The 25872-nt window shown below is 71.4% G+C and carries 9 protein-coding genes; 6 read left to right on the top strand and 3 right to left on the bottom strand.

Going from position 1 to position 25872, the window contains the following annotated elements; genetic code table 11:
- Positions 1-9: 9 nt before the first annotated feature.
- From ACIPSC_RS32910 to ACIPSC_RS32900, 3 genes are all read right to left on the bottom strand, one after another.
- The gene (locus ACIPSC_RS32910; RefSeq protein WP_400831529.1) at positions 10-327 is read right to left on the bottom strand and encodes a hypothetical protein; all 318 of its coding nucleotides are present in this window, start codon (positions 325-327) and stop codon (positions 10-12) included.
- 135 nt (positions 328-462) lie between these two features.
- On the bottom strand, positions 463-1614 hold the full coding sequence (locus ACIPSC_RS32905) for a hypothetical protein (RefSeq protein WP_400831527.1): 1152 nt from the start codon (positions 1612-1614) through the stop codon (positions 463-465).
- A complete protein-coding gene (locus ACIPSC_RS32900) occupies positions 1604-2431 on the bottom strand; it encodes a ParA family protein (RefSeq protein ID WP_400831524.1) in 828 nt (275 codons plus the stop codon). Before ACIPSC_RS32900 ends, ACIPSC_RS32905 begins: the two co-directional genes overlap by 11 nt.
- A 414-nt stretch (positions 2432-2845) precedes the next feature.
- Between ACIPSC_RS32900 and ACIPSC_RS32895 the strand changes: the two genes are divergently transcribed.
- The 6 genes from ACIPSC_RS32895 (at position 2846) to ACIPSC_RS32870 (ending at position 25790) form a co-directional block, all read left to right on the top strand.
- Positions 2846-3208, top strand: coding sequence for a hypothetical protein (locus tag ACIPSC_RS32895; RefSeq protein ID WP_400831522.1), 363 nt, complete (start codon positions 2846-2848; stop codon positions 3206-3208).
- A gap of 40 nt (positions 3209-3248) precedes the next feature.
- On the top strand, positions 3249-3461 hold the full coding sequence (locus tag ACIPSC_RS32890; protein ID WP_400831520.1) for a hypothetical protein: 213 nt from the start codon (positions 3249-3251) through the stop codon (positions 3459-3461).
- A gap of 155 nt (positions 3462-3616) precedes the next feature.
- Entirely contained in the window at positions 3617-5986 is a 2370-nt protein-coding gene (locus tag ACIPSC_RS32885; RefSeq protein ID WP_400831518.1) for a phage portal protein, read from the top strand.
- Positions 5973-6188, top strand: coding sequence for a hypothetical protein (locus ACIPSC_RS32880; RefSeq protein ID WP_400831515.1), 216 nt, complete (start codon positions 5973-5975; stop codon positions 6186-6188). Before ACIPSC_RS32885 ends, ACIPSC_RS32880 begins: the two co-directional genes overlap by 14 nt.
- An 85-nt stretch (positions 6189-6273) precedes the next feature.
- On the top strand, positions 6274-25479 hold the full coding sequence (locus ACIPSC_RS32875) for a UvrD-helicase domain-containing protein (protein ID WP_400831511.1): 19206 nt from the start codon (positions 6274-6276) through the stop codon (positions 25477-25479).
- Complete coding sequence (locus tag ACIPSC_RS32870; protein ID WP_400831508.1) at positions 25476-25790, top strand: hypothetical protein; 315 nt, start codon at positions 25476-25478, stop codon at positions 25788-25790. Before ACIPSC_RS32875 ends, ACIPSC_RS32870 begins: the two co-directional genes overlap by 4 nt.
- Positions 25791-25872 lie beyond the last annotated feature (82 nt).

Below are 25872 nucleotides of genomic sequence, written 5' to 3'. Positions count from 1 at the left end.
GGGGTGCCGCTAGGGCGTCTTCGCTGTGTCCAGGTCGGGCGGGTATCCCTCGGCACGGAGGAATGCGTCCAGGACGGCTGCGACGATGTTCCCCTGTCCAGGGCTGCCGTTGTCGAGATTGTAGGCGTTGAGGCGGTTCTTGAGGTCCAGGGTCTCGGGTACCGCGTAGTTGAGCTGTTCGCGGGTGACGCCACGCCGGTTCAGCAGCGCGTCGGTGTCGGGGTGGGGGGCGAAGCTGGAGGCCGCTTCTCCTTGTGCCTCCAGGGCCGTAAGGGCGTCGGCCAGCTGCTGAGCCTTGCGGGCAAGTGCGGCATGCTTCGAGGGCATCTGCTTCTCCTTCTGCTTTCGTAGTAATAGGCCTACGGCTAGGCGCCTAGCCGTTGCCCTAGCCGTAGGCCTATTACTACCATGCGAGAAGTGCCCGCCATCTCGCGAGATGGCGGGCACCTTCATTCTGTACGCCTAGTAGCCCATGACGCGCAGCCAGCGATCCAGGGCAACCGCAACGATGTCGGCAGGCGGCGTCTTGCGCAGCTTGTTCATGACCAGGTAGACCGCGATGCGGTGTCCAAGCTGCAATTCCACAGGCACCTGAGCCTTCAGAGGCTCCCTGGAGATGAAGCGGTCCTCGAGGACCGCTTCGGCCTGCCGGATCTCGTCGGGTTCGCCGGGGCCGGTGTAGTGATTCCACGGCGGCAGCATCGCGTCAGGGGTCTGACTGCCTCCCCGGAGGAACCAGTCAACGGCCAGCGCCACGAAGTCGGCCTGCGGGATCTGCCTTATCCGCGAGACGACCCGAAGAAGCTCGAGCCGATGAGGGATCTGGAGCTCGACGGGGATCTGTGCGTTCAGCGCCTCGCGGGTGATGTGGCGCTGGTTAAGGACCTCTTCGGCCCTCGGGTAGCCTTCGCTCACCTGCTGCGGAGGGCGTACGTCCCAGTGCGTCGCGGTGGCGGGGTCGGCCTTCACCGGGATCTGCCCAGCGCGGATCTCAAGGGCAGCGCCGGCCGCTCGGACGCTGGCGGCCTCAGACGGCCGGGCGTCCTCGGGACCGGGCAACGTGCCGCGGCTGTCTGCGTCCTTCTCGGCCACGGCGGCAGGCGCTGCAGGTGCAGACTGACCTGCAGCCGGTACCGCGGACGAAGAGGCGTTGTCAGCGGGCCTGGTCTGCACGTCAGCCGTCGGTTCAGCGGCTGCCGTGGGCTGGGTGACGGTGTCGGACTCGATCGGCTGCTTCGCGCCATCGCTCGACGGCGCGGTCTGGGCAGGGATCTCCGGCACCGGGACCACGGCCGTCTCGATGGCGGGCTGCGCCTCCGTGGGGGCGGCCGCCTGCTCGGCTTGTGCGGCCTTCTGTGGGGCCTCGTCCAGCACGCTCGTCGTCGGCACGCTGTCCGGGTCAGGGGCGTTGGAAGGCTGTTCTGCGGGCTGGAAGGTCGCAGGCACTGCGGTGGCAGCAGCAGGGAGCGCCTTGGGGTGCAGCGGCTTCGGGGGCTCGCGGCGGGCCACTTCCTGGCGCGGAGTCCTCTGGGTTCGCGCCCTCAGAGCGCCCATGCCCGCCGCCTTCTTGACCGCTGGCTCGTTGACCGTCTCGCTCACGATCTCATCGGCCATAGTTCTCCACCGCCTCCGCGACAGCCTGCATCTCCTCGATGAACTGCCCCGTGCGCTTGGACGGCTTGCCGGCACAGATCGGCACGCGGCTGCGCCGGTCGGGGATCCAGGAGTAGTTGCCGACCGCGGGCCCGATCTGTGCCTGGAACGTGTCCGAGAGACGCTCGAGCTCGTCAAGCAGCCAGGCGGCAGGGGCACGGCTGACCTTGTAGGGGATGAGCAGCAGCGGATAGTCGGGAAGGTTCGTGAGCAGCCCTTCGAGCGCTCGCAGTTCCTCGTTGCCGAGGACTGCGGGGACGACCGTGACCCGGGCGCCCGCCATGGCTCCGTAGGTGGACTCGCAGCCGCCCGGGTGGGTGTCGACCACGAGCCGCCGCTTCAGGCCGCGCGACCACTGCTGGAGGGACTCGGCAACCACGTCCGCCTTCGGCTGGTTGCGCTCGAAGTCGGTGTGGCCGGGGATCAGGTCCGGCTTGCGGCCGTTGCCGGACAGCGGCTTCGGCGTCTCACCGGTCTGGAAGGCGCGCAGGAGAGGCGGCGTGCTGACGCGGTCCTCCTCGAAGTAGCCCCACCCGCGGGTGACGCCACCCCAGTCCCACTCGAAGTCCGTCAGGACGGCCTGCCGCAGGAAGGCCAGCTCCTTGGCCGTGCGGCTCTTGCCGACGCCTCCCTTGAAGCCGGCGACGGCAACCACGTCCGGCTCCTGCTCCGGCGGCGTGTAACCCTTGACCTCCGCCACCGGCTCATCCAGTTCCCCGGCCTGGCCGGGGATCCGGGCTTCCGCGTCGACGGGCGCCTGGAACGTCTCGGCACTCATGCGCGCCCACCTCCCGTGGGGTGGCTATCGTTGGTGTTCACGACTCTTGAGCTCCTTGCAGATGGTTAAGGGTCGAGCACAGTTGCGCCCGTTGGGGAACCCCTCCCCGGCGGGCGCTGTGCGTTGCGTGGACGGGCCGGCCTTCCACCTCGACACCTGAGATGGTGTCCATTTTGCCGGACCTCCCCACGCCGATTGTCACCGGCTCAGCTCCTACAGGTCTGTTTTTCATAGCTACAGGCGCTGAAATGACTGGGCCTACGGTACCGCGCCGCACGAGGAGCCAACGCTAGGCACAGCCTCACACCGGGTCGGCGGGGTGGAGGTGTAACCAATTTGAGGCCCGCGCCGTACTTCCCAGCGAGAGGAACGGAGTGGAGCCGGTCCTCTCGGCCGTTCGACGAGGGGAAGTCTGTGAGCAGCACCAACTCCACGAAGAAGTCCATCCCGGCCGACCACGAGTGGGTCGTCGCCGCCGAGTTGCCGGTTAGTTCCGACATTGCCCGGTATGCCGACTTTCGCGGCAGCTTCCTGGCCAAGGCGCAGCAGCGGGTGACCGCGCTGGAGGTGTACTGCAAGGGGTGCCGGCGTCCGTACGAGGATGTCGCAGATGAGAAGTGCGCGGCGGTGGTCGACAACCGGCACCTGATCGGTGGCGATCAGCGGGTCCGGGCGAAGCGGCTGCCGGCGCCGGTGGCTCCGGCAGGTGCCCGGCTGGTGCCGGGGCACACGTACAGCCGGCGGGGCGTCGAGGCGTACGTCCAGCGGATGGTGTGAGGGCGCGACGCAAGCGGTGGGGGTGCCTACGGTCCGCCGGGTGACGACTCCTCCGGCCTCGCAGCCTCCTCAGCCCGCGCAGTCGCAGCCGGCGCCGCTCCCGCCGCGGGAGCTCGTCGGGCTGCTCCTGGCCGTCGTGGGTACCCTGTCCCTGACCGCAGTGGCGTTCGTCTTCCACCCGCTGTGCGGGGCGGCCGTGATCTCCGTGCTGATCGTGGCGACGGGCCTGTGGCTGGCCAGTGAGGACGCCTGATGGGGCGGCGCCTGGCGCCGGGGCTGCGACGCCTGGTCACCCGCCCGGTACCAGCTGGGGTGGAGTCGAAGGCCGCGCGGTGGAACGGGTCGTGGGCCTCGTTGCCGGGGATCACTGCCGAGTACGGCACGGAGGGCCGGGCTGACGGCTGGGACATGGAGCGTGTCGTCAGCGAGGGTTACGAGCAGGGCGTCTGGGTGTTCAAGAGCGTCGAGACGATCGCCGGTCACCAGGCGCGGCGGCCGTTCACGATCGGCCGAGGCGAAAAGCCCGGTCAGTACACGGAGTTCCTGCCTGAGCATCCGCTCTACCGCGTGTTGAACGGCCGGGCCAACCCGCTGGAGTCGGGCCGGGTCTTCCGTAAGCGCCTGAGTGCGCAGGTGCTGCTGTCCAAGCGCGGCGCCTTCATCGAAGTGACCAAGAGCCGGCTGGGGACGATCACCCGTCTCGACCTGCTGCCGCCGGACCGGGTACGGCCCGTGCCGGATCCGAGCGGCGACTACATCAGTCACTACGAGTTCACCACGAGGACCGGCCGCCTGAGGGAGCTCGATCCGGAGCGCGTGAGGTGGGTGCGTGAACCCCACCCGACAGACCCGTTCTCGGGGATCACGCCGTTGGAGGCTGCCGGCATCAGCGTCGACCTTGACCATCTGGCCCGCCTCTACAACGTCACGTTCCTGCGGCGCGACGGCCGGCCGGGCGGGATCGTCGGAGTCGACCTCAAGGGCGCTACGGAGCGCCAGCTGGACCGGATCGAAGCCCGCTTCGCCCCGGGTGTCGACCATGCCGGGCAGCTCGCTGTCATCGGCACCGGCCCCGGCGGCATCGACTTCGTCGACACCTCCGCCAAGCCCCGCGACATGGCGTACAAGGACCTGTCGAGCATCAGCAAAGACGAGATCCTCGCCGCCTTCGGCGTGAGCGAGGCAATGTTCGGCAACACCGCCGGCAAGACCTATGCGAATGCCGAGCAGGACGAGTTCACGTTCTGGACGATCACCGAGCTGCCGCACCTGGACCTGATCGCCTCCGCGTTCCTGCCCGACCTGGATGTCGACGAGGGGTGGCGGCCGCTGATCGACACCTCGGATGTCGAGGTCCTGGACCTGCCCCGGCGGGAGCGGCTACGGGTTCTGCGCGAGGAGTGGACGGCCGGCCTGATCTCCGCGGATGAGTACCGGGAGGCCGCGGGGCGGGATCCGATCGACAACGCGCAGACCCGGGCGCTCTGGTTCAGCCCGCAGAAGGCCCCCGTGCCGGGGCGCCCGGAGGACGCAGCCGAACTTGGTCTGGGCGGCGGCCCGGGGCAGGACATCGGCGGTGGTGGCCCGGCTTCCGTCGGCGCTCAGACGAACGGCGAGCCGTCCGGGGTGCCGCGCGGGCCGGCCGCCAGCGCGGTCGAGGCGGCCCGGGGCCCTGCCTCGCCTGGAAGTCCTCAGAGCGCGGCGGCCGCGGCCGTCGCGGCCGCTCAGGGGCAACAGGCCGAGTCGGTACCGGGCGCAGCCGCGGCGGCCGTCGCGAACGCCCGGAGCGGCCCGGATGCCCCCCAGGGGTCGGGCGCAGCAGCGGCGGCCGTTGACCAGGCGCGTGCTTCCAGGTCGAGTACCGGTCTCGGGCCTGCGGCTGCCGCGGTGGCATCCGTCAGGGAGACGAAGGCTCTACCAGTATCCGGGCCCAGCCCTGTGTCGGGCTGGGAGCCGTCGGAAGCTGAGGCAGATCGTCTCCGTGCCGGGGCGGCCGCCGCCCTGGATGCGCTTCTCGCCCGCCAGGCCGAGGTGATCGGAGCGCGCTTGCGTTCCCCCAAGGTCCGCAGCAAGACGAGGTACTGGCAGCCCGGGCCGTACGAGGTCGACACCCGGTCCGGAGACGCACCGATCGACCCGGCACGGGTCGTGGCGCCGGATCGGTGGGCGGAGGAGACCGTCTCCACCCTTGAACCGCTCGTCGCCCTGGCGGTGCAGGCCACCGCCGCGGAGTGCCTGGCTGCACTCGCCGGTAGCGCCGGCAGCGCGCCGCTGCTCGCGGCCGCGGCCGGCGGCCTGCACGCCGCCACCTTGGATGCGGTCACCCTCGGAGCGGTCTCGGTCCAGACCTTCCTCGCAGACGTCGCGGACGCCATCACCGCGGTGCAGGAGAACCATCCCGGTCTGACCTTGGAGCAACTGGTCGGCCATGTCCGCAGGCTGTTCGCTGAGCACGCCCGGGCGGTGGCAGACGCAACGGCGCGCGGCATTGCCGCTGCGGCCGTCAACGGCGCCGCCGAGGCCTCCGCCGCTGCGTGCGGGCCGCAGGTCACCCGCACCTGGATCAGCCGCGGAGACGAACGTGTCCGGCCTGCGCACCAGGAACTGAACGGGCAGACCTTGCCGGTGCTGGAGCCGTTCTCCGCCGACGGATTCCCGCTGCGTTACCCGGGCGACCCGATCGCGCCGCCCGCGCTGATCCGCAACTGCCGTTGCCGGCTCCGCTACCAGGCGGAGCCGCTGCTGACCGACGAGGGAGAAGTCGATGCCGAACGCTGATCTGGTCTGGGGCCTGGTGCTGGGCGTGGGCGCCGTGGTCGAGGCCTACGCGCTGTGCAACCGGAAGCTGGGAGACACCCTGTCCGAGCGGACCCGGGCCTGGTTCCGGGTCCGGACGAAGCCCGGCCGGGCTGTGTTCACCGTGGCGTGGTGCGGCTTCTCGGCGTGGTTCCTCTTCCACATCCTCACCGAGACGATGTGAGACCCCCGGCTGTGTCCGGGGCTGCCGCTTCGGCTGCCCCGGCAGGGCGCGACGTTAGCTGCAGCGGGCGTGCATGGTCCGCCGCATGCCGCACGAGAACCGCACCGCCGCTGCCCGCCTTGAGGTCAAGGTCGCCCGCCGGCCCTGGAACCCTGCTCTGCACCCGCGTGACAGCAAAGGCCGTTTCGTGGAGACGGGCGGGATCGCCCGGCTGTGGGGCGGCGGTCTGGCCCGGGTGCTGCGGGCGCTGGCCAGCGACAAGGTCCTCGTCGAGCGGCTCGACAGCGGCAAGCAGGAGAGGCTCTACGCGAACCGGCTGACGATGGTGGCCCGGCCGGACGGCACCGCGCCGACCGCCAGCGAGGACAAGGTCCTGGCGGAGGACGCCAAGCGCGAGGCGCAGGCCGCGGGCGGCGGCCGGGGTGACGGCATCACCAAGCCGGACGCCGGAGACCCTCGGGTACCGGCCAAGCCGCACGCCACGGGCGATGACGGGCAGGACATCCCGGACGAGAAGCCGACCGTGGCGAGCGTTCTGGAGTCGTGGCGCCGGGGCGAGGTCCGGCCGCTGGCCGCTGACCCGGAGAAGCCGCAGGACGCCCAGCTGCGTCGCGAGGCTGCTCGGGAACGCGCCGACGCGATCTCCTCGCCGCAGCTGACCAGCTCAGGCCGGCATCTGGTCGGCCAGCAGGACGGCACGTGGCGGGTGTACGAGGCGGCAACGGGCCGCGTCCACGAGGGCCAGCACAACAGCAAGCGGGACGCGTTGAGCGAGGCCGACGCGCTCGAGGCCGGCCCCATCCACAAGCAGGGCGGCTGGCAGTCCTACACCTCGGAGGAACTGAGCGCGGCCGCGGAGAAGGCGGGTGCGCCGGCCGGTGCGGCCGAGGAGCAGCCCGGCTACCGCTGGAGTCAGGCGCGCCTGGTCGAGCAGGGCGACTTCGTGGTGGCCGGAAACCCGCAGGCCGACGGCGGCTGGTACACGCGGCGCGTCCTGGACGTGCAGCACGATGGCGAGTACACGACGCTCACCTGGGAGGGCCACGGCGGCCGCAAGGAGACGCTGAAGGTCGCCAACGGCGGCGCAGCGGACGGCTTCCACCTGGTTCGCCAGCCGTACCCTTTCGAGCGGTGGGAGAAGGACCGCAACGGTGACGCACCGTCGGCCGACATCGAGGCCGAGGCCCGCTGGCAGTCGTCCAACGAGCGCGGGTCCGCTTCCTTGCCCACGGTCGAGCCGACCCCCGACGCCAGCAGCGGACACGGTCCGAAGGAGCCGAACGCCGCGCGGGGTCGAGGCGTCTGGCTGCCCGCTGGCCAGAGTGCGCAGCGCCGCTTCGGAGCGGTCATGGACGTGCTGCACCACTGGGACGACGAAGCCGACTCATCGAGCTCCGACCCGGACAGGGCGGAGAAGGACCGGCGCAGTGCCTTCAAGGTCGCGCAGCTGACCCGCAGCGAGCAGCTGTCGACCAACGGCCGGTTCATGGTCTCGAAGACCCCGAAGGGCCAGTGGGTCGTCCACCACTCCGGTACCGGCCTGCTGATCTCGGACCAGTACGGCGACCGCGAGCGCACGCGGCCTGTGTTCTCGACGAAGCGGGAGGCGCTGCTGGTCGCGAACGCGGCTGAGCAGGTCCGCAACGACGACGGGAATCTGTTCGACTGGGACTCGCCCAACCTGCGGGATCGTCTGGAGGACAAGGAGTTCGCCAAGGCCTTCGCCCGCGTGATCGCGGAGGCGCGCGGTCGGGAGAATGACGGAGGCCGTGGTGCGGCCGCAGAGCAGCGAGGAGATCAGGGTGAACGGGTACGGGCGGATCGCGAAGGCGTACTGGGAGACGTACCGGCCGACGGCGACGGCGACGATGGGGCCGGAGGCCGAGGCGTTCTTCGCGGGGATCGGCGAACAGGTGGAGACGCAGATCGGGGAGACCTGGGAGGAGATCTACGACGAGCAGGAGGCGCCGACGGATCCGCAGGCCGCGATGGGGCTGACGAACATGGCAAGGTCGATGGCCCGCGAGAGGGCGTTGCACGAGCTGATCTACAGCCAGGAGAAGGAGCCCGGAACGGAGGATCTGGACATGCCGAGGGTCGCGCTGCCCTCGATCGTCGTGTAGTCCTCGGCTCCCCCCAGGAGGAGGGGAGCGCCCCGTCCTGGATGCCGCCGGCCGACGGCCGGAGCCTGGTGCCGTCCGGCGTCGCGCCGAGGGTGCGGGCCAACATCGAGGCGATACGGGTTCTGCGCCGTCTCCAGGACGAGCAGCGCCCGGCTACCCGCGAGGAGCAGGCCGTCCTGGCCCGCTGGTCCGGGTGGGGAGCCACGCCGCAGGTGTTCATGGATTCCCCATCGGAGGAGTTCGCTTCCCTCGCTGGGGAACTGCGGTCGCTGCTCTCCGACGAGGAATGGGAGCGCGCGGCCGACAGCACGATGAACGCGCACTACACCGATCCTCAGATCACCCGGGCGGTGTGGGGGGCTCTTCGGGACCTCGGGTTCGACGGCGGCCAGGTCCTGGAGCCCGGCGCGGGTAGCGGCAACTTCATCGGCTACGCCCCGCCGAACGCGCACATGACCGGCGTCGAGCTGGACCCGATCACCGCCGGCATCGCAAAGGCCCTGTACCCACAGTCGGACATCCGCGCGGAGGGCTTCGAGAAGACCCACCTGCCGGACGCGACGTTCGACGCGACGGTCGGCAACGTCCCGTTCGGCAACTACGAAGTCGTGGACCTGCGGCACAACAAGGGCAACCACCGTATCCACAACCACTTCATCATCAAGTCGCTGGACCTGACCAGGCCGGGCGGCATCGTTGCCGTCGTCACCTCGCGGTACACGATGGACGGCAACTCGGTGCGGGCCGAGGACGCACGCATGGAGATGGCGCGGAAGGCCGACCTGCTCGGCGCGATCCGTCTGCCGTCCAGCGCGCACCAGCGGACCGCTGGCACCGGCGTGGTCACCGACCTGCTGATCTTCCGCCGCCGTGACGGGGAGAAGGAGTTCACCAGCGGCCGGGACCGGAAGAAGGCCATCAAGCCGCTGGAGGAGCGCGGCCCCAACGACCCGCCGATGTGGGTGCACTCCGCCCCCGCCACGGACCTGCCCGGCCAGGACCCCGAGGCACCGGTCGACCCGAAGGAACGGGTCTTCGTCAACCCGTACTTCGCCGAACACCCGGACCGGGTGCTGGGGCAGATGGCCATCGGCCACGGTGCGTACCGAGCGAACGACCTGCGGGTGGACGGCGACGGCCACCTCGCGCCGGCGCTCGACCACGCGCTCAAGCAGGTCGTCGACCAGGCGAGGAGCAACGGCCTGGCCTACCGCCAGGATGACGGCGGACGGCCCAAGCCGCGTCTTCTGGAGGCCGGCTCGACCCGGGTGGACGGTCACGTCCAGATAGAACCGGACGGCACGCTTACCCAGGTCCGGGACGGCCAGGTCCACCAGTTCGACGTACCCAAGACCCAGGCCGAGGAGGCGAGGGCTCTCCTCGGACTGCGGGATGCCTTCAAGGCGCTGGTCACCGCCGAGAACGCGCCGGAGAACGACGAGCCGCTGATCGAGAAGCTTCGCGGCAACCTCAAGGCACGCTACGACGCCTATCACCGCCAGTTCGGGGCGATCAACCGGTTCGAGTGGCGGGTGCGCAAGGCCACCGACCCGGATACCGGCCAGCAGGTCGAGAAGGCGATCCGCCACAGGCCGCCGCGCGGCGGTCTCTTCACCAAGGACCCGACCATGGCCATGGTCAAGGCCCTGGACACCTACGACACCGAGACCGGCACCAGCACCGCTTCGCCCATCTTCACCCGCCGTATCGGCCGTCACCGGGCGATCGCCGAAACCGCCGAATCGCCGCAGGACGCCGCCGTGCTGGTGCACGAGCGCGTCGGCCACCTCGACGTGGACGAACTTGCCCGCGTCATGCGCACCTCCCCCGACGAAGCGAGGGCTCGGCTTCTGGCGGCCCGGTCCGTGGACCCGGCGACTGGAGAGGAGATGCCGCTTGCCTTCGAGGTACCCGGTGACGGCTCCTTGGAGATGGCGGCCGACTACCTGTCTGGTGACGTCCGCGCCAAGCTCAACGAGGCTGCGACGAAGGCGGGCACCGACCCGCGGTTCCGGACCAACGTCGAGCAGCTGGAGAAGGTGCTGCCACCGGACATCCCCGCCGGCGAGATCGACGCCCCGCTTGGCGCGTCCTGGCTCGGCGCTGGCCCCGTACAGGCGTTCCTCAGCTCGATCATGCACGAGCCCGTCAAGGTCGAGTACCAGGGCGGCAGCCTGTGGAAGGTCGAGGCCAAGGCCCACATCAAGAAGTCCAAGGCGGCCACCGAGGTCTGGGGCACGCAGGACTACCCCGCCCCGAAGCTCATCGAGGCGATCCTCACCAACAGCAAGATCCAGGTCCGCCGCTACCGCGACGACGGCACCAGCTGGGTCGACGTCGATGCGACCGACCTCGCGCAGACCAAGGCCGAGGAACTCGGCGACCGCTTCCAGGACTGGCTGTGGGAGGACCCGAAGCGCGCCGAGGCTATCAAGAAGGCTTACAACGACACCCACAACAACCTCGCGCTGCGTTCCTACGACGGGCAGCGGCGCACCATGCCCGGTCTGTCCGAGCACTTCGTACCGCACGACCACCAGCACGCCGCCGTCGCCCGCATGGTCAACGAACCGGCGGTGCTGCTTGCCCACGAGGTCGGCGCTGGCAAGACCGCCGAGATGGCGATGGGCGTCATGGAGCTGCGCCGCCTGGGGCTGGTCAACAAGCCGGTGATCGTGGTGCCCGGCCACATGCTCCAGCAGTTCCACGACGAGTTCCTGGAGCTGTACCAGGACGCCAAGCTCATGGCGGCCGGCAGCGAGGACCTGGAGGGCCGCAAGCGGCGCGAGTTCATCGCCCGCGTGGCAACGACCGACTGCGACGCGGTGATCCTCACCCAGCGGGCGTTCGAGTCGATCGACATGCGGCCGGAGACCCAGCTCGCTTATATCAACCGAGAGAAGGAGTCCCTCAAACGAGCACTGGCCCGCGCGAAGGGCGAGCGAGCTGTCGCGAACGCGGACCGCCCGGCCTCCGGCCGCGAGACGCGGATGGTCAAGGAGATCCGCAAGCGGCTCAAGAACCTCGAAGCAAAGATCGAGAAGAAGACCGCCGCGATGAAGGACAAGGCCGGCCTGTCCTTCGAGGACACCGGCATCGACTACGTCGTCGTCGACGAAGCGCACCACTACAAGAACCTGGCGACGAACAGCTCGATCCCGGGCGCCGGCATCGAGGGCTCCAACCGGGCCTCCGATCTGGACATGAAGCTGGACTACCTGCGCGGACGGACCCAGTCCGGCCGGGTGGTGACCTTCGCGACGGCCACGCCCATCTCCAACAGCGTGACCGAGGCGCACACCATGCTGCGCTACCTGCGCCCGGACCTCCTGGAGCAGGCCAGGATCCGTGACTTCGACGAGTTCGCGTCCACGTACGGCAAGATCATCAACGGCGTGGAGCTCGCGGCCGACGGCTCCGGCTTCCGCGAGGTGTCCCGGTTCGCGGCGTTCCGCAACATGCCCGAGCTGATGCGGATCTGGCGCACGGTCGCGGACGTCAAGACCGCCGAGGACCTGGACCTCGACGTCCCCGATCTGTCGACCGGCCGGGCGATCACCATCAAGGTCGAACCGACCGAAGGCCAACTGGAATACCAGGCCGACCTGGAACGCCGCGCGCACGCGGTGAAGAACGGGCTCGTCGACCCGTCCGACGACAACATGCTGAAGATCTCCAGCGACGGCCGGAAGGTCTCGCTGGACCCGCGCATGGTTGGCGTTGACGAGCCTGGCCACAAGCTGCGTACGGCCGCCGAGAACATCCTGCGGATCCACGCGGCGACCAAGGACACCGAGTACCCGACCAGCAAGGACGACCCGACCCCCCACCCAACGAAGGGTGGGCTCCAGTTCGTCTTCCTGGACATGGGCACCCCCAAGGACCCGAATAAGAAGAAGGGCAAGGGGAAGAAGCAGGAGCAGGCCGCCGACCTCGACGAACTCAGCGAGAGCGCGTTCCCTGCCTACGCTGAACTGAAGGCCCTCCTCGTCGACGGCGGCATCCCCGCCGACAAGGTCCGGTTCATCCATGAGGCGAAGAACGACGCGGAGAAGGCCCGCCTCTTCCACGAGGCCAGGACCGGCAAGATCGCCGTCCTGGTCGGCAGCACCACCAAGATGGGCACCGGCACCAACGCGCAGCTGCGCGCGACCGCGCTGCACCATCTCGACTGCCCGTGGCGGCCGGCCGACCTGGAGCAGCGCAACGGCCGAATCATCCGGCAGGGCAACGCCAACCCCGAGGTGTCGATCTTCCAGTACGTCACCGAGCAGTCCTTCGACGGCTTCTCGTGGCAGACCGTCGCTCGCAAGGCGAAGTTCATCAAGCAGCTGATGAAGGGCAACCTCACCGACCGAACGGTGGAGGACATCCCCGACGGCGTGTTCAACGCCGAGCAGGTCACCGCGATCTCGACCGGCAACCCGTACCTGCTGGAGCAGGCCAACGTGCGGGCCTCGCTCGGACTGCTTCGCCGCCAGCACAAGGCGTACCTTCGGGGCGTCGACGGCGCCCGCCTCACCATCCAGCAGACCGAGGAACTGCGCGAGCAGACCGCCAGCCTCGTCGCCAAGCTCCAGTCGGTCAACCAGCGAAAGCGCGTCACCCGCGGCAACGACTTCAACGCATCCTTTGACGGGAAGGACCTCACCAGCCGCAAGGAGGCGGCCGCCGAACTCTCACGGTTGGCCCACGCCGTCATCGACGAGGGCCGAACCAACCCCTGGGGAACGCACGCCCAGGTCCGCCTCGGTCAAGTCGGAGGCATCGACGTCGTCGGCAAGTTCCGTGTCGGCTACCGCGACGGTGCCCGCGTCTACGTCGCCGACATCTCGATGCCGGACGTGCCCGGCAGTCGTCGCTCCTACACCAAGGCGATGCTCGACGGCGAGTCGCTGACGCCCATCACGCGCCTGGAGGACTCGCTCACCGACACCGAGGCGCACATCGAGACCGCGCAGAGTATGCTGCGCCGCGAGGAACGAAACGCGGAGATCGCCGCCGAGCGGCTGAACAAGCCGTTCGAGAAGGCGGCCGAACTGGAGACGGCCGAGGAACGCTCGCGGCTGGTCAACGCGATCATTTCGGCCCAGTCCAAGCCGGTCACCGGCGACGAGGCGGCCCGCGACGCCCGGCGCCGGCAGATCGAGGCACTGGAGCAGGAGCTCCGCGAGGCCCGGATCCGTGCCGGCGAGGACCCGGCGGCAACCGACGATCCGAGCGCCGAGCACGACCTGGACGTGACACCCCGCACCCCCGCGCCGCCGGTGGTGTCCACCGACGCCGCCGGCCGGCCCACGGTCACCTGGCCGGACCGGGAAGCGAGGAAGGAACAGCGCAGGCTCAAGGCACAGCGGCGGGCCAAGGACGCCGCTGAGAAGCGCTCCGCCGACCAGCACGAGGACAACGTCCCGCAGGACCTGACGCCGCAGAGCGTGCAGTCCGATCTGGCGTCGATCGGCCCGGACTCGCCGTCCGACGCCGCCCCCCGTGGGGAGGAGCAGTCGGCTCGTCCGGACAGCTCCGGTGCCTCGCCGACTTCGGGACCGGACTGGCTGGCCGGGGCTGGGCAGGGCGCTGTCGAGCCGGCGGCACAGAACGGCACGCCCCAGGCCGACATCCCGGATGCCGAGGACACCGCGGCCCCTGCGCGGGAGGAGCGGCCGCATCTGTCGACGTTGACGGACGAGCAGATCGCCGACGAGATGGCCTCGTTGGAACCCGATCTACTCGGCGATGGGGAGGTCGGCAACGAGGACGTCGCCCGGCACGCCCAGCTCGTCAAGGAGCAGACCCGTCGTGCGGAGAACGCCAAGACCGGCGCCCCGAAGGGACCGGGTGGCAGCTGGATGGAGATGCAGGCCGAGCAGGCGGGCGGCGCCGACCCGGGGCTGTTCGGAGCAGCCGACGTGCTCGCCGCTCAGCCCACCGAGCGAGCGGGCGACGAGTTCGGGACCCCCGACATGTTTGCCGACGCCGAAGGTGCCACCGGGCGGCTGAAGGCCGCTAACCTTCGCACCGGGGATCGGTACATCGCGGACGACGGCACCGTCGCCGAGGTGGCCGGCAAGCCGGAGGCCATCGGCAAGGGCGGCAGGGGCGGTGTGCGGGTGCGCACCACCGACGGCCGTACCCTCATGCACCGCCCGGACCACACGTTCCGGCGCGCCGACGACACAACCCCCTCGGGCCGGCGGCCTGGTAAGGGCGATGCGCAGCCAGCTACCACCTCGGAAGCCGCCGAGGAGGCTGTCACCGCCACGGCCGCACAGGAAGCGGCTGAAGGGCCGAAGCCGCCGACGGCGCCCGCTGCCGCCGAAGAGGGCACTGCGGACCAGCCGTACGAGCACGGGACCGAGCTGGTCACCCCGGACGGCACCGGTCACTTCATCGGTGCCACCGGGGGCCAGGCCCTCGTCAACGTCGACGGCACCTACGTCATGCACCCGCTGAGCGACGTACACCAGCCCGGCGAGCAGCCGGTGGCGGAGGCGCTTCGCGAGGCCGCGGCCGCCGATGAGGACCGGCAGGTAAAGCTGGCGCAGGCCGCGACCCCTGAGGGTCTCTCCCTTCGGTACGGCGCCCGCCTGCACAGCCTCGACATGGAGGCCGGTCACGGCTGGATCGTCGACGAGGACGGGAACACGATCGGCTGGGTGCGCTCCCGGCCGGACGACAAGGGCCGCACGGCCTGGTGGGGGCAGGATGCCCGCGGCGGCGCCCCTGAGAGCATGACCTGGCACGACAAGATGCCGGCGACCGCCGGCATCCCGCCCATCCGGACGGCGAATCACGTTGCCCAGGGCATCGAGCTGAACCACCGCGGGGAGAAGACCGGCCTGTGGCAGACGGGAAACGTCTGGAAGGAGGTGACGTTCACCGAGGCGCAGGTACGGGAGCTCGCCCCGCTCGCCCAGCCCGACCCGGACGAACCGATCGCCTGGAAGCCCGGCTTCCACCGGCGGTACACGCTGCGCTCAGACCAGATGCGCACCCTGCGGGCTACCGCCCGGGCGGCCGCCGACGAGGCGGACACCAGCACCACTGCCGGCCGACGCCAACAGAAGGTGCTGCGCAACGCGGCGGACAAGCTGGACCGTGAGGCGTACGAGACGGATCGGTCGCAGGCCACCCTTCCCCGGCCGGGCGAGCCCGACCCGTTCGCGGAGCCGTACAAGGCCGCCGAGGAGACCCCGGACGTCCCGGACACGCCGGTGGCCCCGAACGGCGCGGCCGACCCGGCGCCGGGAACGACAGGGGCTCCGGCTGACGGCAGCGACCGAGGTGTGCTCAGCAGCAGGCCGGTTGCGGAGATGGGCCACGACGAGCTCGACGACGAGCTGTCGGACCTCGAGGCCGCGCTCGACGAGATCAAGGACTCGACCGATCCTCTGGCTCTTGCGTGGCGCCGGCGTGCGGAGCTGCGGCAGTGGGAGGTGCAGAAGGAGCTCAACCGCAAGACGGAGGTCGGCAAGCCGGAGGACCGCGGTGAGGAGGTTCAGAACCGGCTGTGGGGCTATGGGCTGCGCGCGGACGAGGGCGAGGGTCGCAACGTCGAGCGGATCGAGGACATGCCGTCGGCGAAGGCGGGCGCGCCGTCGGATGAGGAGTGGGCGCGCATCGTTGCCTCGGCCGCCGAGCAGGAGGAGTACCCGCCGACCGCCGAGCAGGCGCTGATCCACGAGGCGGTGGCCCGGCGCAGCCTGAACGCCGCGGTGATGGCGCTCGCAGGCACGGGCAAGTCCTCCACGCTCAAGCAGCTGTCGCGCCGCATGCCCGGCAAGAGGATCGACTACCTGGCGTTCAACCGGTCCGTGGCCGAGGAGGCTAAGCAGGCCAAGGCCAAGGGTGAGTACGCGGACAACGTCACCCCGCAGACCGCGAACGGCATGGCGTTCCGCGCGGTCAACAAGCGCTACCAGGAGGCTGGCCGGGACCTCGGCAAGCGTCTGCCGCAGGACGGCGACGGCGGTGCGAAGCGGCAGACGGCCCAGACGGTCGCCGACCTGATGCGGGTCTACGACTGGGTGGAGTACACACCCGGGCAGTCGCTGAAGCCGTCGTCGGCCGCCTACCAGGCCCGCGACATAATCTCCCGCTGGTCGCAATCCGCGGACGAGGAGATGGGGCCGCAGCACCTGAACCTGCCGCCGTGGATCGACGAGGAGCACCGCGGTGCCCTGTTCGAGGCGCTGAAGCCGATCGCCGACCGGATGTGGGCGGACATCCTCGACCCGCACGGGCAGCTGACGTACGACCAGGACTACATCGTCAAGCAGTGGGCGCTGTCCGGCTTCAAGGTCGACTCCGACGTGATCTTCTTCGACGAGGCGCAGGACGTGAACCCCGTGCTGGACGGGGTCGTGCGCGCCGCGATGAAGCAGGGCGTGCAGGTCGTTGCGGTCGGCGACTCCAACCAGTCGATCTACGGGTTCCGCGGCGCCACTGACGCCCTGGCGCGCTTTCCTGTGGACGCCCGGCTGACCCTCACCCAGTCGTTCCGGTTCGGCGAGGAGATCGCCGAGATCGGCAACCGGTTCCTGCGGCTGTCCGGCACCGAGATGCGTCTCAAGGGCCTGCCGAGCAAGGACTCGCGGATCACCGAGCTCGGGCCGGACGACGCGGACGCCGTGCTGTGCCGCACCAACGCGACCGCGGTGATCGAGGCGATTGACGCGCTCGATCGCGGTAAGCGCGTCGCGGTGGCCGGCGGCCTGGACGAGATCCGCAAGTTCGTCGAGGCGGCCCGGCAGCTGCAGGCCGGCGAGAGGACCAATCACAAGGACCTCGCCGACTTCGCTGCCTGGGACGATGTCGTCGAGTACGTCGAGCAGGAGTCCGAGGCGGCCGGGTCGATGCGCACCCTGGTCCAGCTGATCGAGAACGACACCGACGGCACGCTCGACCGGCTGCTGGAGTCCGGCGGGCTGGCGTCCGACATCCGCATCAGCGACGACGGTGAGCGGCTGTGGATCTCCGGCACGCGTTTCGGCGATCCGGACCATGAGGACTTCACGCGCTGGCTGAAGGATGCGAAGGCCAACGGGTTCGGCAAGGCTGCCTGGGACGACCAGTCGAAGCGCTGGTACTACCAGCCCGGCACGCACACGGTGACCAACCGGCGCTCCGGCCGGACCTGGACGGTGAAGAACCCGACCGGCAACCGCGATGCCGCGCACGCCGCCGTCAAGGAGTACATCGACCGGCACAGCCACGCGCCTGCGGAGGGCGAGGGCGGCATCGTCGGTGAGCACCAGGACCCGGACGTGGTGATCTCCACCGCGCACAAGTCCAAGGGCCTGGAGTGGCGCCGGGTCCGGATCGCCGCTGACTTCCGTGGTCCGGAACTCAACGAGGACGGCCGGTACGACCTGGCGACGATGCCGAGCGATGAGGACCTGCGGCTGTCCTACGTCGCGGTCACGCGCGCCACCGAGGCCTTGGACGCCGGCGGCCTGGGCTGGGTGTGGGAGGTAACCCGCTCCGACGACCCGATGGAGCGCCCTGACACCGACTACCTGCGCGACTGGACGTCCGAGGACTTCACCGCGGGCGACACCGTGCTCTACATCGACGACGACGGGGAGCGGCTGCTCACCGGCGAGGTCGTTGCGGCCGATGGCGTCCTGACGGTCCGCGACCAGGAGAGCGGCCGCCGCTCGACGATCTCCCTGCAGCAGGTCCGCCGGCGCAACGGCGATCCGCAGCCGCGCGCCGAGGTCGCCTCGGACGAGGACCTCCAGAAGGCGACCGACTCCGGCCGGTTCACCCCGCCCGGCACTCGGGGCGCGGACGTCGGGCAGCCATCGGATCCGGCGGCCGGAGACGAGGCCGGCCAGGCGGTGCTGTCTCCGGAACAGGTCGGTGCCGACCTGGAGTCGATCGCGCCTGACGCCGCACCGTCTACGGACGCGACCACCGGCGCAGAGTCGGCCAGCTCGCCGCTCCCTGGCCCGGGCGACTTCACCACGTACCCGACCCACCGCGACGGGGTGACCCTCAACCGATTCCAGCCCGACGGCGACTTCTACGACCTCTGGCGGGACGGGCGGCTGATCAGCCGGTTGGCCACCCGCGACGGCCGGTACTTCCCGTACCACCCGTACGGGATCAGTGGTCCGAAGAAGCGGCGCGGGATGAAGATGCCGAACGACTTCGCGACCCTGGAACAAGCCATCGACCAGGCCGTGAAGCTCGACGATCTCGATGGGCCGCCGCCCGTCGACGCACCGGACTGGCACCTCCGAGGCCTCGCCGAATACCTGCTGCAAACCCTCCCGCCGCTCGGCCGCCTGGAGAACGACGAGGAGGCGGCGCGACTGCACGCCGCGGTCACTCGCACGCTGAAGGCTCTCGCAGCAGGACGAACCGACAGCGGAAGCGTTCCCCAGGACCTGCGGACGGTACGTGACGACGGCCGCGAACTGGCCCATCTGGACGGCGACCCGAACTCCCCCTTCCTCAAGATGGGCCTCGGGATCGTCTTCGACACACTGCGCCCCGAGGACCGGCCGCACAGGGCGACGGGTGAGCCGAGCACGCAGGACATCGAGCGGGAACGGCGCGAGTTCGATGCGCACCGCGCCAGCGAGCAGGCCCGCGTCGAGGGGACCTCTGCCGACAAGATCGGCTCCCCGGCCGATCACGAGGCCGACGATGCCGCGAGTGCCAGTGGGGAGAGCCGGTCGGCGGAGGACCGCGTCCTGCTGTCTCCCGAGCAGGTGAGCTCCGACCTGCAGTCCATCGCGGCCGACGACGAGGACGCCGGGTCTGAACGGCCGGGCGCTCCGACGGCAGCCGACCCGGACGACGGTGAACGAGACGACTCCGTTGAGGCCGACCCTTCCGGCGGCACGGATGCTCCCGGGGTGGTTGAGCACGAGGAGGAACGGACGGAGGACGGCCGCGAGGCTTTCCCGGCACCGGATGCGCCCGGGGGAGACAGCGACGACACCCAGGAGCGTGACCGGGAGGATCGCGACGGGGCCCGGCCGGTCGACGAGGACGGCCGGGGGCAGCACCAGGACGACCACCAGGAGGCGCCCGAGGCGACTCCGGCGGCCGACCGATCCGCAGCTGATGGTGAGGACCGTGAGGACGGTGGGAACGAACAGCGGGACCTGGTGGACGGCCAGCAGCACGACGACGATCTGGGGTCGGACCGGGCTCACGACGAAAGCGGCGAAGACAAGGAGGATGACGAGGACGGCGACGGCAGTGAGGACGAGCGGCGCCGCCGGCGGCGCCGGCGCCGGGGCCGCCCGAACGGCGTGGACCTGAACGTCGACCTTGACGGGCCAGACCTCCCGCTGATCGGCGCGCCGCTGCCCGACGGTATCCCTCTGCCGCTCACGCCGGCGCCGACGGCCGACCGGCCTGGCCGGGTGCCGAACCCGCGCGGGCGTGGTGCGGCCGTGGGCAGGCCGGTGGGCCGCGGCGGCCACGTCCGCCCGCCGCACGGAGTGGTGGCGAGCCGTTGGAACCCGGAGGAAGGCGGGCAGGTCCCGAACGTCGCCGGGCGTCTGGCTGCGGCCGCTGGTGGTCACCCGGACGACGCCAAGGAATGGGGGGAGCTGCTGGGCGAGGCCGAGGCGCTGAAGCCGCTCGGCCAGTTCGACGCGAACGTCGAGTACTTCCTCGACGAGCATGATGGTCCCGTCCGTGAGTTCCTGGCCGAGCGCGCGGGGATGCTGCGGGCCGACGTTGAGGCTGTGGGTCAGCGGGCCTTGGCGGATTACCTGGAGCGGCTTCGGACCGCGTCCAGCCCGAAGGCGGCCGAGGCCGCTTACTACGGTTCGTACCGGGGTGATGGGCGGCGCGGCGGGCCGGGCATCGTCGGCGAGGGCCGCTACTTCAATGAGGTCCGGGAGGCCTTTGCGCAGCATGTCGCGCAGGCCCGGGCGGAAGCCGAGCGGCGGGGCCTGGACCCGGATGTCGCGGAGCGGTTCCTGACGCACGCCAACGGCGCCGATCCGGATCGGAAGTCGCCGGTCGACGACGACAGCATCCACGATCCGATCAACGTGGCCAGGCACGAGGCGTTCTACGCCATGGTGGCCGGCCTGCCGGACGAGGTCCGCCAGGAACGGTTCCCCGGCACCCTGGAGGCGCACGAGCGGCGCCGGGCGCAGCTCGGCGCCGTGGAGGCCGATCAGGTTGCGGGCGCGGGTCGCTCGGGCCTGGATGGGGCTGAGGCGCCCGGTGAGGGCGAGCGCGTAGCGGGGGTGCGGGAGCGGTTCACCAGCGGGGCGGGCATCCCTGGGAGCGCGAAGAACCGCGCGTACGTGGCGCGGATCGGCGCGAACCCGACGCTGGGTGTGTCGCCCGGCGGCGGGGTGGCGTACTGGTCGAAGGACGGCGGCCGCACCTGGGAGTTCGGGCACGCCCGTACGGGTGCGACCGTCGGTTCGCGCGACGCGAGCACGCTGGAGGGCACCCAGGACGACGCAGCGGCCATGGCTGCCCGCTACGAGCAGCTGGTCGATGCGGACGGCCGCCCGTTCCCCTGGGACGCGGAAGACGCGCAGAAGGCCGGACGCGGCTGGCGCGACGCCGAGGGCCGGAAGATCGGCGACGCGATGCGCGCGGTCCGCGACGAGCACGCTGCTGCCTCGAACGTGTCCGACGACGCCCGGGAAGGGCAGCCCGACCCGGACATGCCGACGATGGACGGCACCGACCAGGTGCTCCCCGACGACCTGACGGACGTCGACGAGGGCCTTCTGGAGGCGCACCTGGTCGTGCTGGGCGACCGGGCCGCAGCGGCCAACGACTGGGACAACCCGGAGCTGCACCGGGTCGCCGACGAGCTGGACCGCCGTACCGCGCAGCGCCGGGACTCCGGGCAGAGGCTCACCCCGCTGGCCGCTCAGGCTTCGGACGTGCCACCAGCCGATGATGCTGAGCGGGCGGCTGAGGAAGAGCTGATGGACCAGCTGGCGGCTGGCCTGCCTCCGACGAAGGAGTCCCGCCGGGAGTACCTGGAGCGGGTGGAGGCGGAGCGTCAGCGGCTGCGCCACCAGTACGACAACGAGTACACGCCGACCATCAAGAACGCGGTCGAGGAGTACACGAAGGGCTACCTGGTGCGCCGGGAGTCGGCGCAGAAGGCGCGCGCCGCCCGGGCGAAGCAGGAGGCGGAGGATGCGCGCGCGGCGGCCGAGGACCGTCCGGCCCGGCGGGTCGCCGCCGGCGGCCGGATAGACGACCCGGACTACATCCTTTTCGAGGCACCGCAGTCCGTCTATGACAGGCACGCCTCGGACGAGCTGCGGGAATGGGTCGAGTACCACAACGGCGGCCAGCGGCCGGTCTCGTTCACCCGCTACTACCAGGAGCACCTGGCCGGCGAGCGCCAGGCCCGCGAGCGCTGGGAGGAGGAGCAGGAAGCCGCGCGCGCGGCTACGCCGGACGGTCCGGCACCCGTGGAGGGCACCCCGGGCGACGGTGAGCTCCCGCGTCCGCGCGCGGGGGACGCGCGGCCGGCCGGGACGGACGATGAGCCGAGCGAGAGGCCGAGCGAGGGGCCGAGCGAGGGGCCGACTGTCCGGCCGGACGCGGACGACGTACCTACCGCTGGCCGTCCCGAAGCCGAGGTGCCGGTCCCGGCCGAACGGCCTGCGCGGCTGGAGGAGTTGGGCGCCCCGGAGCCGGTCGGCGGCCGGCCCGCGCAGTGGGTGGCGGTCGACCAGCTTCAGCAGGGCGATGTCGCCCGGGTCGAGGGCACCGACATGGACGGCAACCCGATTGCCCGCTCCGGCTGGGTACTCGGCCGGCACGACGAACTGATCAGCCAGGGCGGGCACTTCGTCCGCGGCTACGAGGTGACCATCGCCGAGGACGTCAACGGTGTGTCGGGCCGACGCGGAGTGGTGTTCGTCCCTGCCGGCGCACAGGCCGCCCGGGCGAGCGCCCGGGACGAGGACGCTGGAGGCGGTGCGCTGCTGTCCGGTGCGCAGCTGGAGGCCATGAACGGGCGGCTGGACGGCAACCACCCAACCGATCGGCACGGTGAAGGACTGTTCCCTGGCTCGCTGGTACGCGGGCCGGGTGGCCGCGAGGGCCTGGTGACCGGGGTGACCGGCTCGACGGCGTCCGTGCGCTACGACGGGCGGCGCCACGACCAGGATGCCGCCCCGGGTGACCTGGAGGTCACCGATGGCGGCGCCGCTCGGCCGGCCGGCTGGACCCGGGACGGCCAGCACATCAAGCCGGGGCAGGTCGCGGTCGACCCGGACAGCCGCCGGCCGCTCGGCGTGGTGCAGTCCGTGGATGGCGATAACGTCCAGGTCGCGACGCCGGACGGTGTCCTGGTCGCCGACGGCGCTTCGGTGACCGTGGCACGCGGCGCGCAGCCGGACGAGGCCGGGCCCGCGATCGTGGACCTGCGGCCGGTGGCCGCCGGCGACCTCGCGGACGGCGACGTGGTCCTGGTCGACGACGCCGGACGGAAGACTCCCGTGCGGGTCGTCGGCCGGCCCGACCTCGACGGAGACAGCGTCACCGTGGACTACGAGGAGGTGAAGACCGGGGCTCGCGGGCAGCTGCGCGCCGACCGGGCGTTGCTGCTGCAGCGCGCCACCAGCGCTGATGGCCGGCCAGCCGACCTCGCCCCGCAGGAAGCGGTCACCGGGATCGACGACACCCGGCGGGTCACCCCGGTCGTCGCGGAACCGGAGGCCGGGGCCGCGGTCACACCGCAGCTGTCGCCCGTCGAACGCGCGCGGATTCATGGCCTCGGACTGGGCAACGGCGATGATCCGCAGGCGCAGCAGGGCGCCGAGCGCATCGACGCGGGCCTGCCGGTGACCGTCGAGCAGGCGCAGGCCTTGGAGGAGGTGCTGCGCCAGCACTCCGACCCCGGCACCGGCGAGGGCCGTACGGCCGGGCGCGCGGCCGACCGGCTCGCGGAGGCCTCCGGCGGCACGCCGCAGCCGGCCGGCGAGGAGCCGGTTCCCGGCACCGCCGGGGACCTGGTAGCGGGCGACCGGGTGGCGGTTCCGCAGGGCGACGGCACTTCGAAGCCGGTCATGGTGACCGGCTCCCGGCCGGGCCCGGGCGGCACGCAGGCCGTGACGCTGGAGGACGCCTACGGCATCGAGGAGGAAGAGGTGCTGCCCGCCGCGGCACCGGTGCACCACCTGCCCGATCCGCCGGCACCCGCCGCCGGGCCGGGCGAGGCACGGCCTGCCGCGCCGTCGCCCGCGCCGCAGCCGCGGACCGGGGATGTTGTCGCGGCCCGCGCGAGGGATGCGATCGACGCCGTCGTGCAGGCTGCGGTAGACGGCGTGGTGCCGGACACCATTCACGCGCTGCGGCAGTCCGTTGCGGAGCGGCTGGCACCTGGCGCGTCCCGCAGCGGCGAACGGCGTGCGGCCGCGAGCGCTGCCGAGGCCCTGCGCCGGCTGGGTCTGGACGAGACCGCGCACGCTCACGCCGAGCAGGCCGTCCGGCACGCCGCGCAGAGGGCCAGGGAGGCCGCGGTGCGGGCGGTGCTGCGCACCCTCAACGACCTGGAGCCGCTCGACGGGGAGTCCGAGGAGGAGACGGCCGAACGCGCGGTCCGGCTGCTGCGGCGCATTCCTGAGGGGATCGACCCGGTGCACTTCGCCCTGGTGGCGATGGCGCGCTCCTACCGGGCGGCTGGAAGCGGGGCGGCAGCACCCGCTGGCGCGGGCGAGCGGGCACGGCAGCAGGCAGGCCGGTCGGTGGCGGCGTTCGCCGGGCGGGCGGTCGGCTCGGCGCTGGGCGCGGCTGTCGCGGCCGTGCGCCGTCGGCGCCTGGACGAGCAGCAGGTCGAGGCGATCGTGCAACGCGCGGTCCGGGCGATGGCCGACGGGCAGGAAGAGGTGGCGCGCGAGATTCTGGACGGCCTGCCGGCGCAGGACCGGCCGGGGCTGTCCTCGCGGGTGATGGCCGCGCTGGTGCGCCTGGCCCGCCGCATTGCGCTCTGGCTCCGGGAGCTGCTGCGAAAGGTGGCCACCGCGATGCGAGGCGAGGACGGCAGGAGGCTGGAGCGTGTTCGTGAGCGGCTGCTGCGCCGGCTTCGCTGGTGGCCGGAGGCGCAGGAGATCGAGGCCGCGGTCACTGCCGCGGCCGAGGATGCCCAGGAGGCCTCGGACGCGGCGGACCTGACACCGTGGCTGGCCATGCTGCCGGCCGGCCGGTTCGGGCGGGTGGAGCGTACGGTCAGCCACTGGGATACGGCGAGCACTGCCGACCTCGAGGCCGGACGGCTTCCCGAAGCCGTCGAGGAACGTCGATGGGTCGCGGACCGGGCGGTCGACGGCGGCCCGGGCCCGGAGGCCCTGCGGCACCTGGCGGCCGTTCGCGGCGCGGGCGAGGTCTTGGACGGGATGGTCACCGCGCGGATGGAGCAGGTCGCGCCGGAGCTCGGCGCCAGCCCGCACCGCTACATGGAGTCGGTGCGCAGCTACACGCAGTCGGCGATCCGGCGTGCCGACCGGATCGCCGCAGAGGCAGCTGCCGGCAGCCGGGATGCGGAGCTGGAACTCGACAGTGCCCGGGCGGAAGCCCGTCAGGCACGGGCGGACGAGCAGCGCGTTCAGGCGGCGTACGCGGTCGCGCTGCGCGACGCCGCCAGCGATGCGCTGGGCCAGGTCCGCCCAATGGGCCCGGGGAACAGCGGTGCGCTGCAGGCGGATGGTGAGGGTGCTGAGCGGATGCGTGGCCTCTCAGCGTTCCTGCCGACCGAGTGGCTGGCCGCTGCCGGCCCGGTGACGGTCAGCTCGGGGGCCCAGCGCGGCTCCTACGACCCGCAGGACAGGCACCTGGCCCTCGGGGAGAACGACGCGCCCGCGCTGCACGCCCTCGCGCACCACCTGCAGCACTCGGTTCCGGAGCTGGTCGCGGCTGAGGAGGCGTACCACTGGGTGCGTACCTCGCGGGGCGAGGTCGGCATGCGGGAGCGGGCACCGCAGGTGCGGCTGGCCGAGCTGTTCCCGGGACGCGGGCACCACCCGCAGGCGACGGCCCGGCAGGGTGGCTGGCCTGAGCTGTTCACCGGCTCGGAGCCGGCCGACGGCCGTTCGTGGGAGGTGCTGCCGACCGCGCTGGAGGCGATGTTCACCGGGTCGACGTGGTATCTGGACGACGACCTGCGGCAGTGGCTGCTCGGTGTGATGAGCACGCTGGGCCGGCGGGCGTGAACGGATCGGAGGAGACGGTGGCGCTTCGGGTGACGGGCGTTCTGCCTGGCGGGCAGTTGTACGAGGTGGAGGTCACCGGCCGGGGCGACCGGCCGGTGGTCGGATCCCGGCTGGTGGCCGCGATGGTCGAGGCGGCGCAGCGGGATGGCGTGCTCGTGCGGGCAGCGCCGACCGAGGAGCCGGTGGCGGTCGACGGCGCCGATGCGCGATCGGTGTTGGCGCTGTTGGAGGAGCGCAGCAGCCGGATCCTTGGGACGCACGGGGCGCCGCTGCGGCTTGACGAGGTGCATGTCGCCGGAACGGTGTACTGACCGTGGTGCGCTGCGGGGCCTTTCGGCCCCGCAGCGGGCCCGGAGCAGGGCTGGTCCTGGGCTGCCTCGCGGAAGCGGAGGG

It is taken from the genome of Kitasatospora sp. NPDC090091 (assembly GCF_044747365.1).
In the GTDB taxonomy this organism is placed as follows: domain Bacteria; phylum Actinomycetota; class Actinomycetes; order Streptomycetales; family Streptomycetaceae; genus Kitasatospora.
The sequence above is the reverse complement of the archived record's forward strand: the minus strand, read 5'-3'. Positions and strand labels throughout refer to the sequence as shown.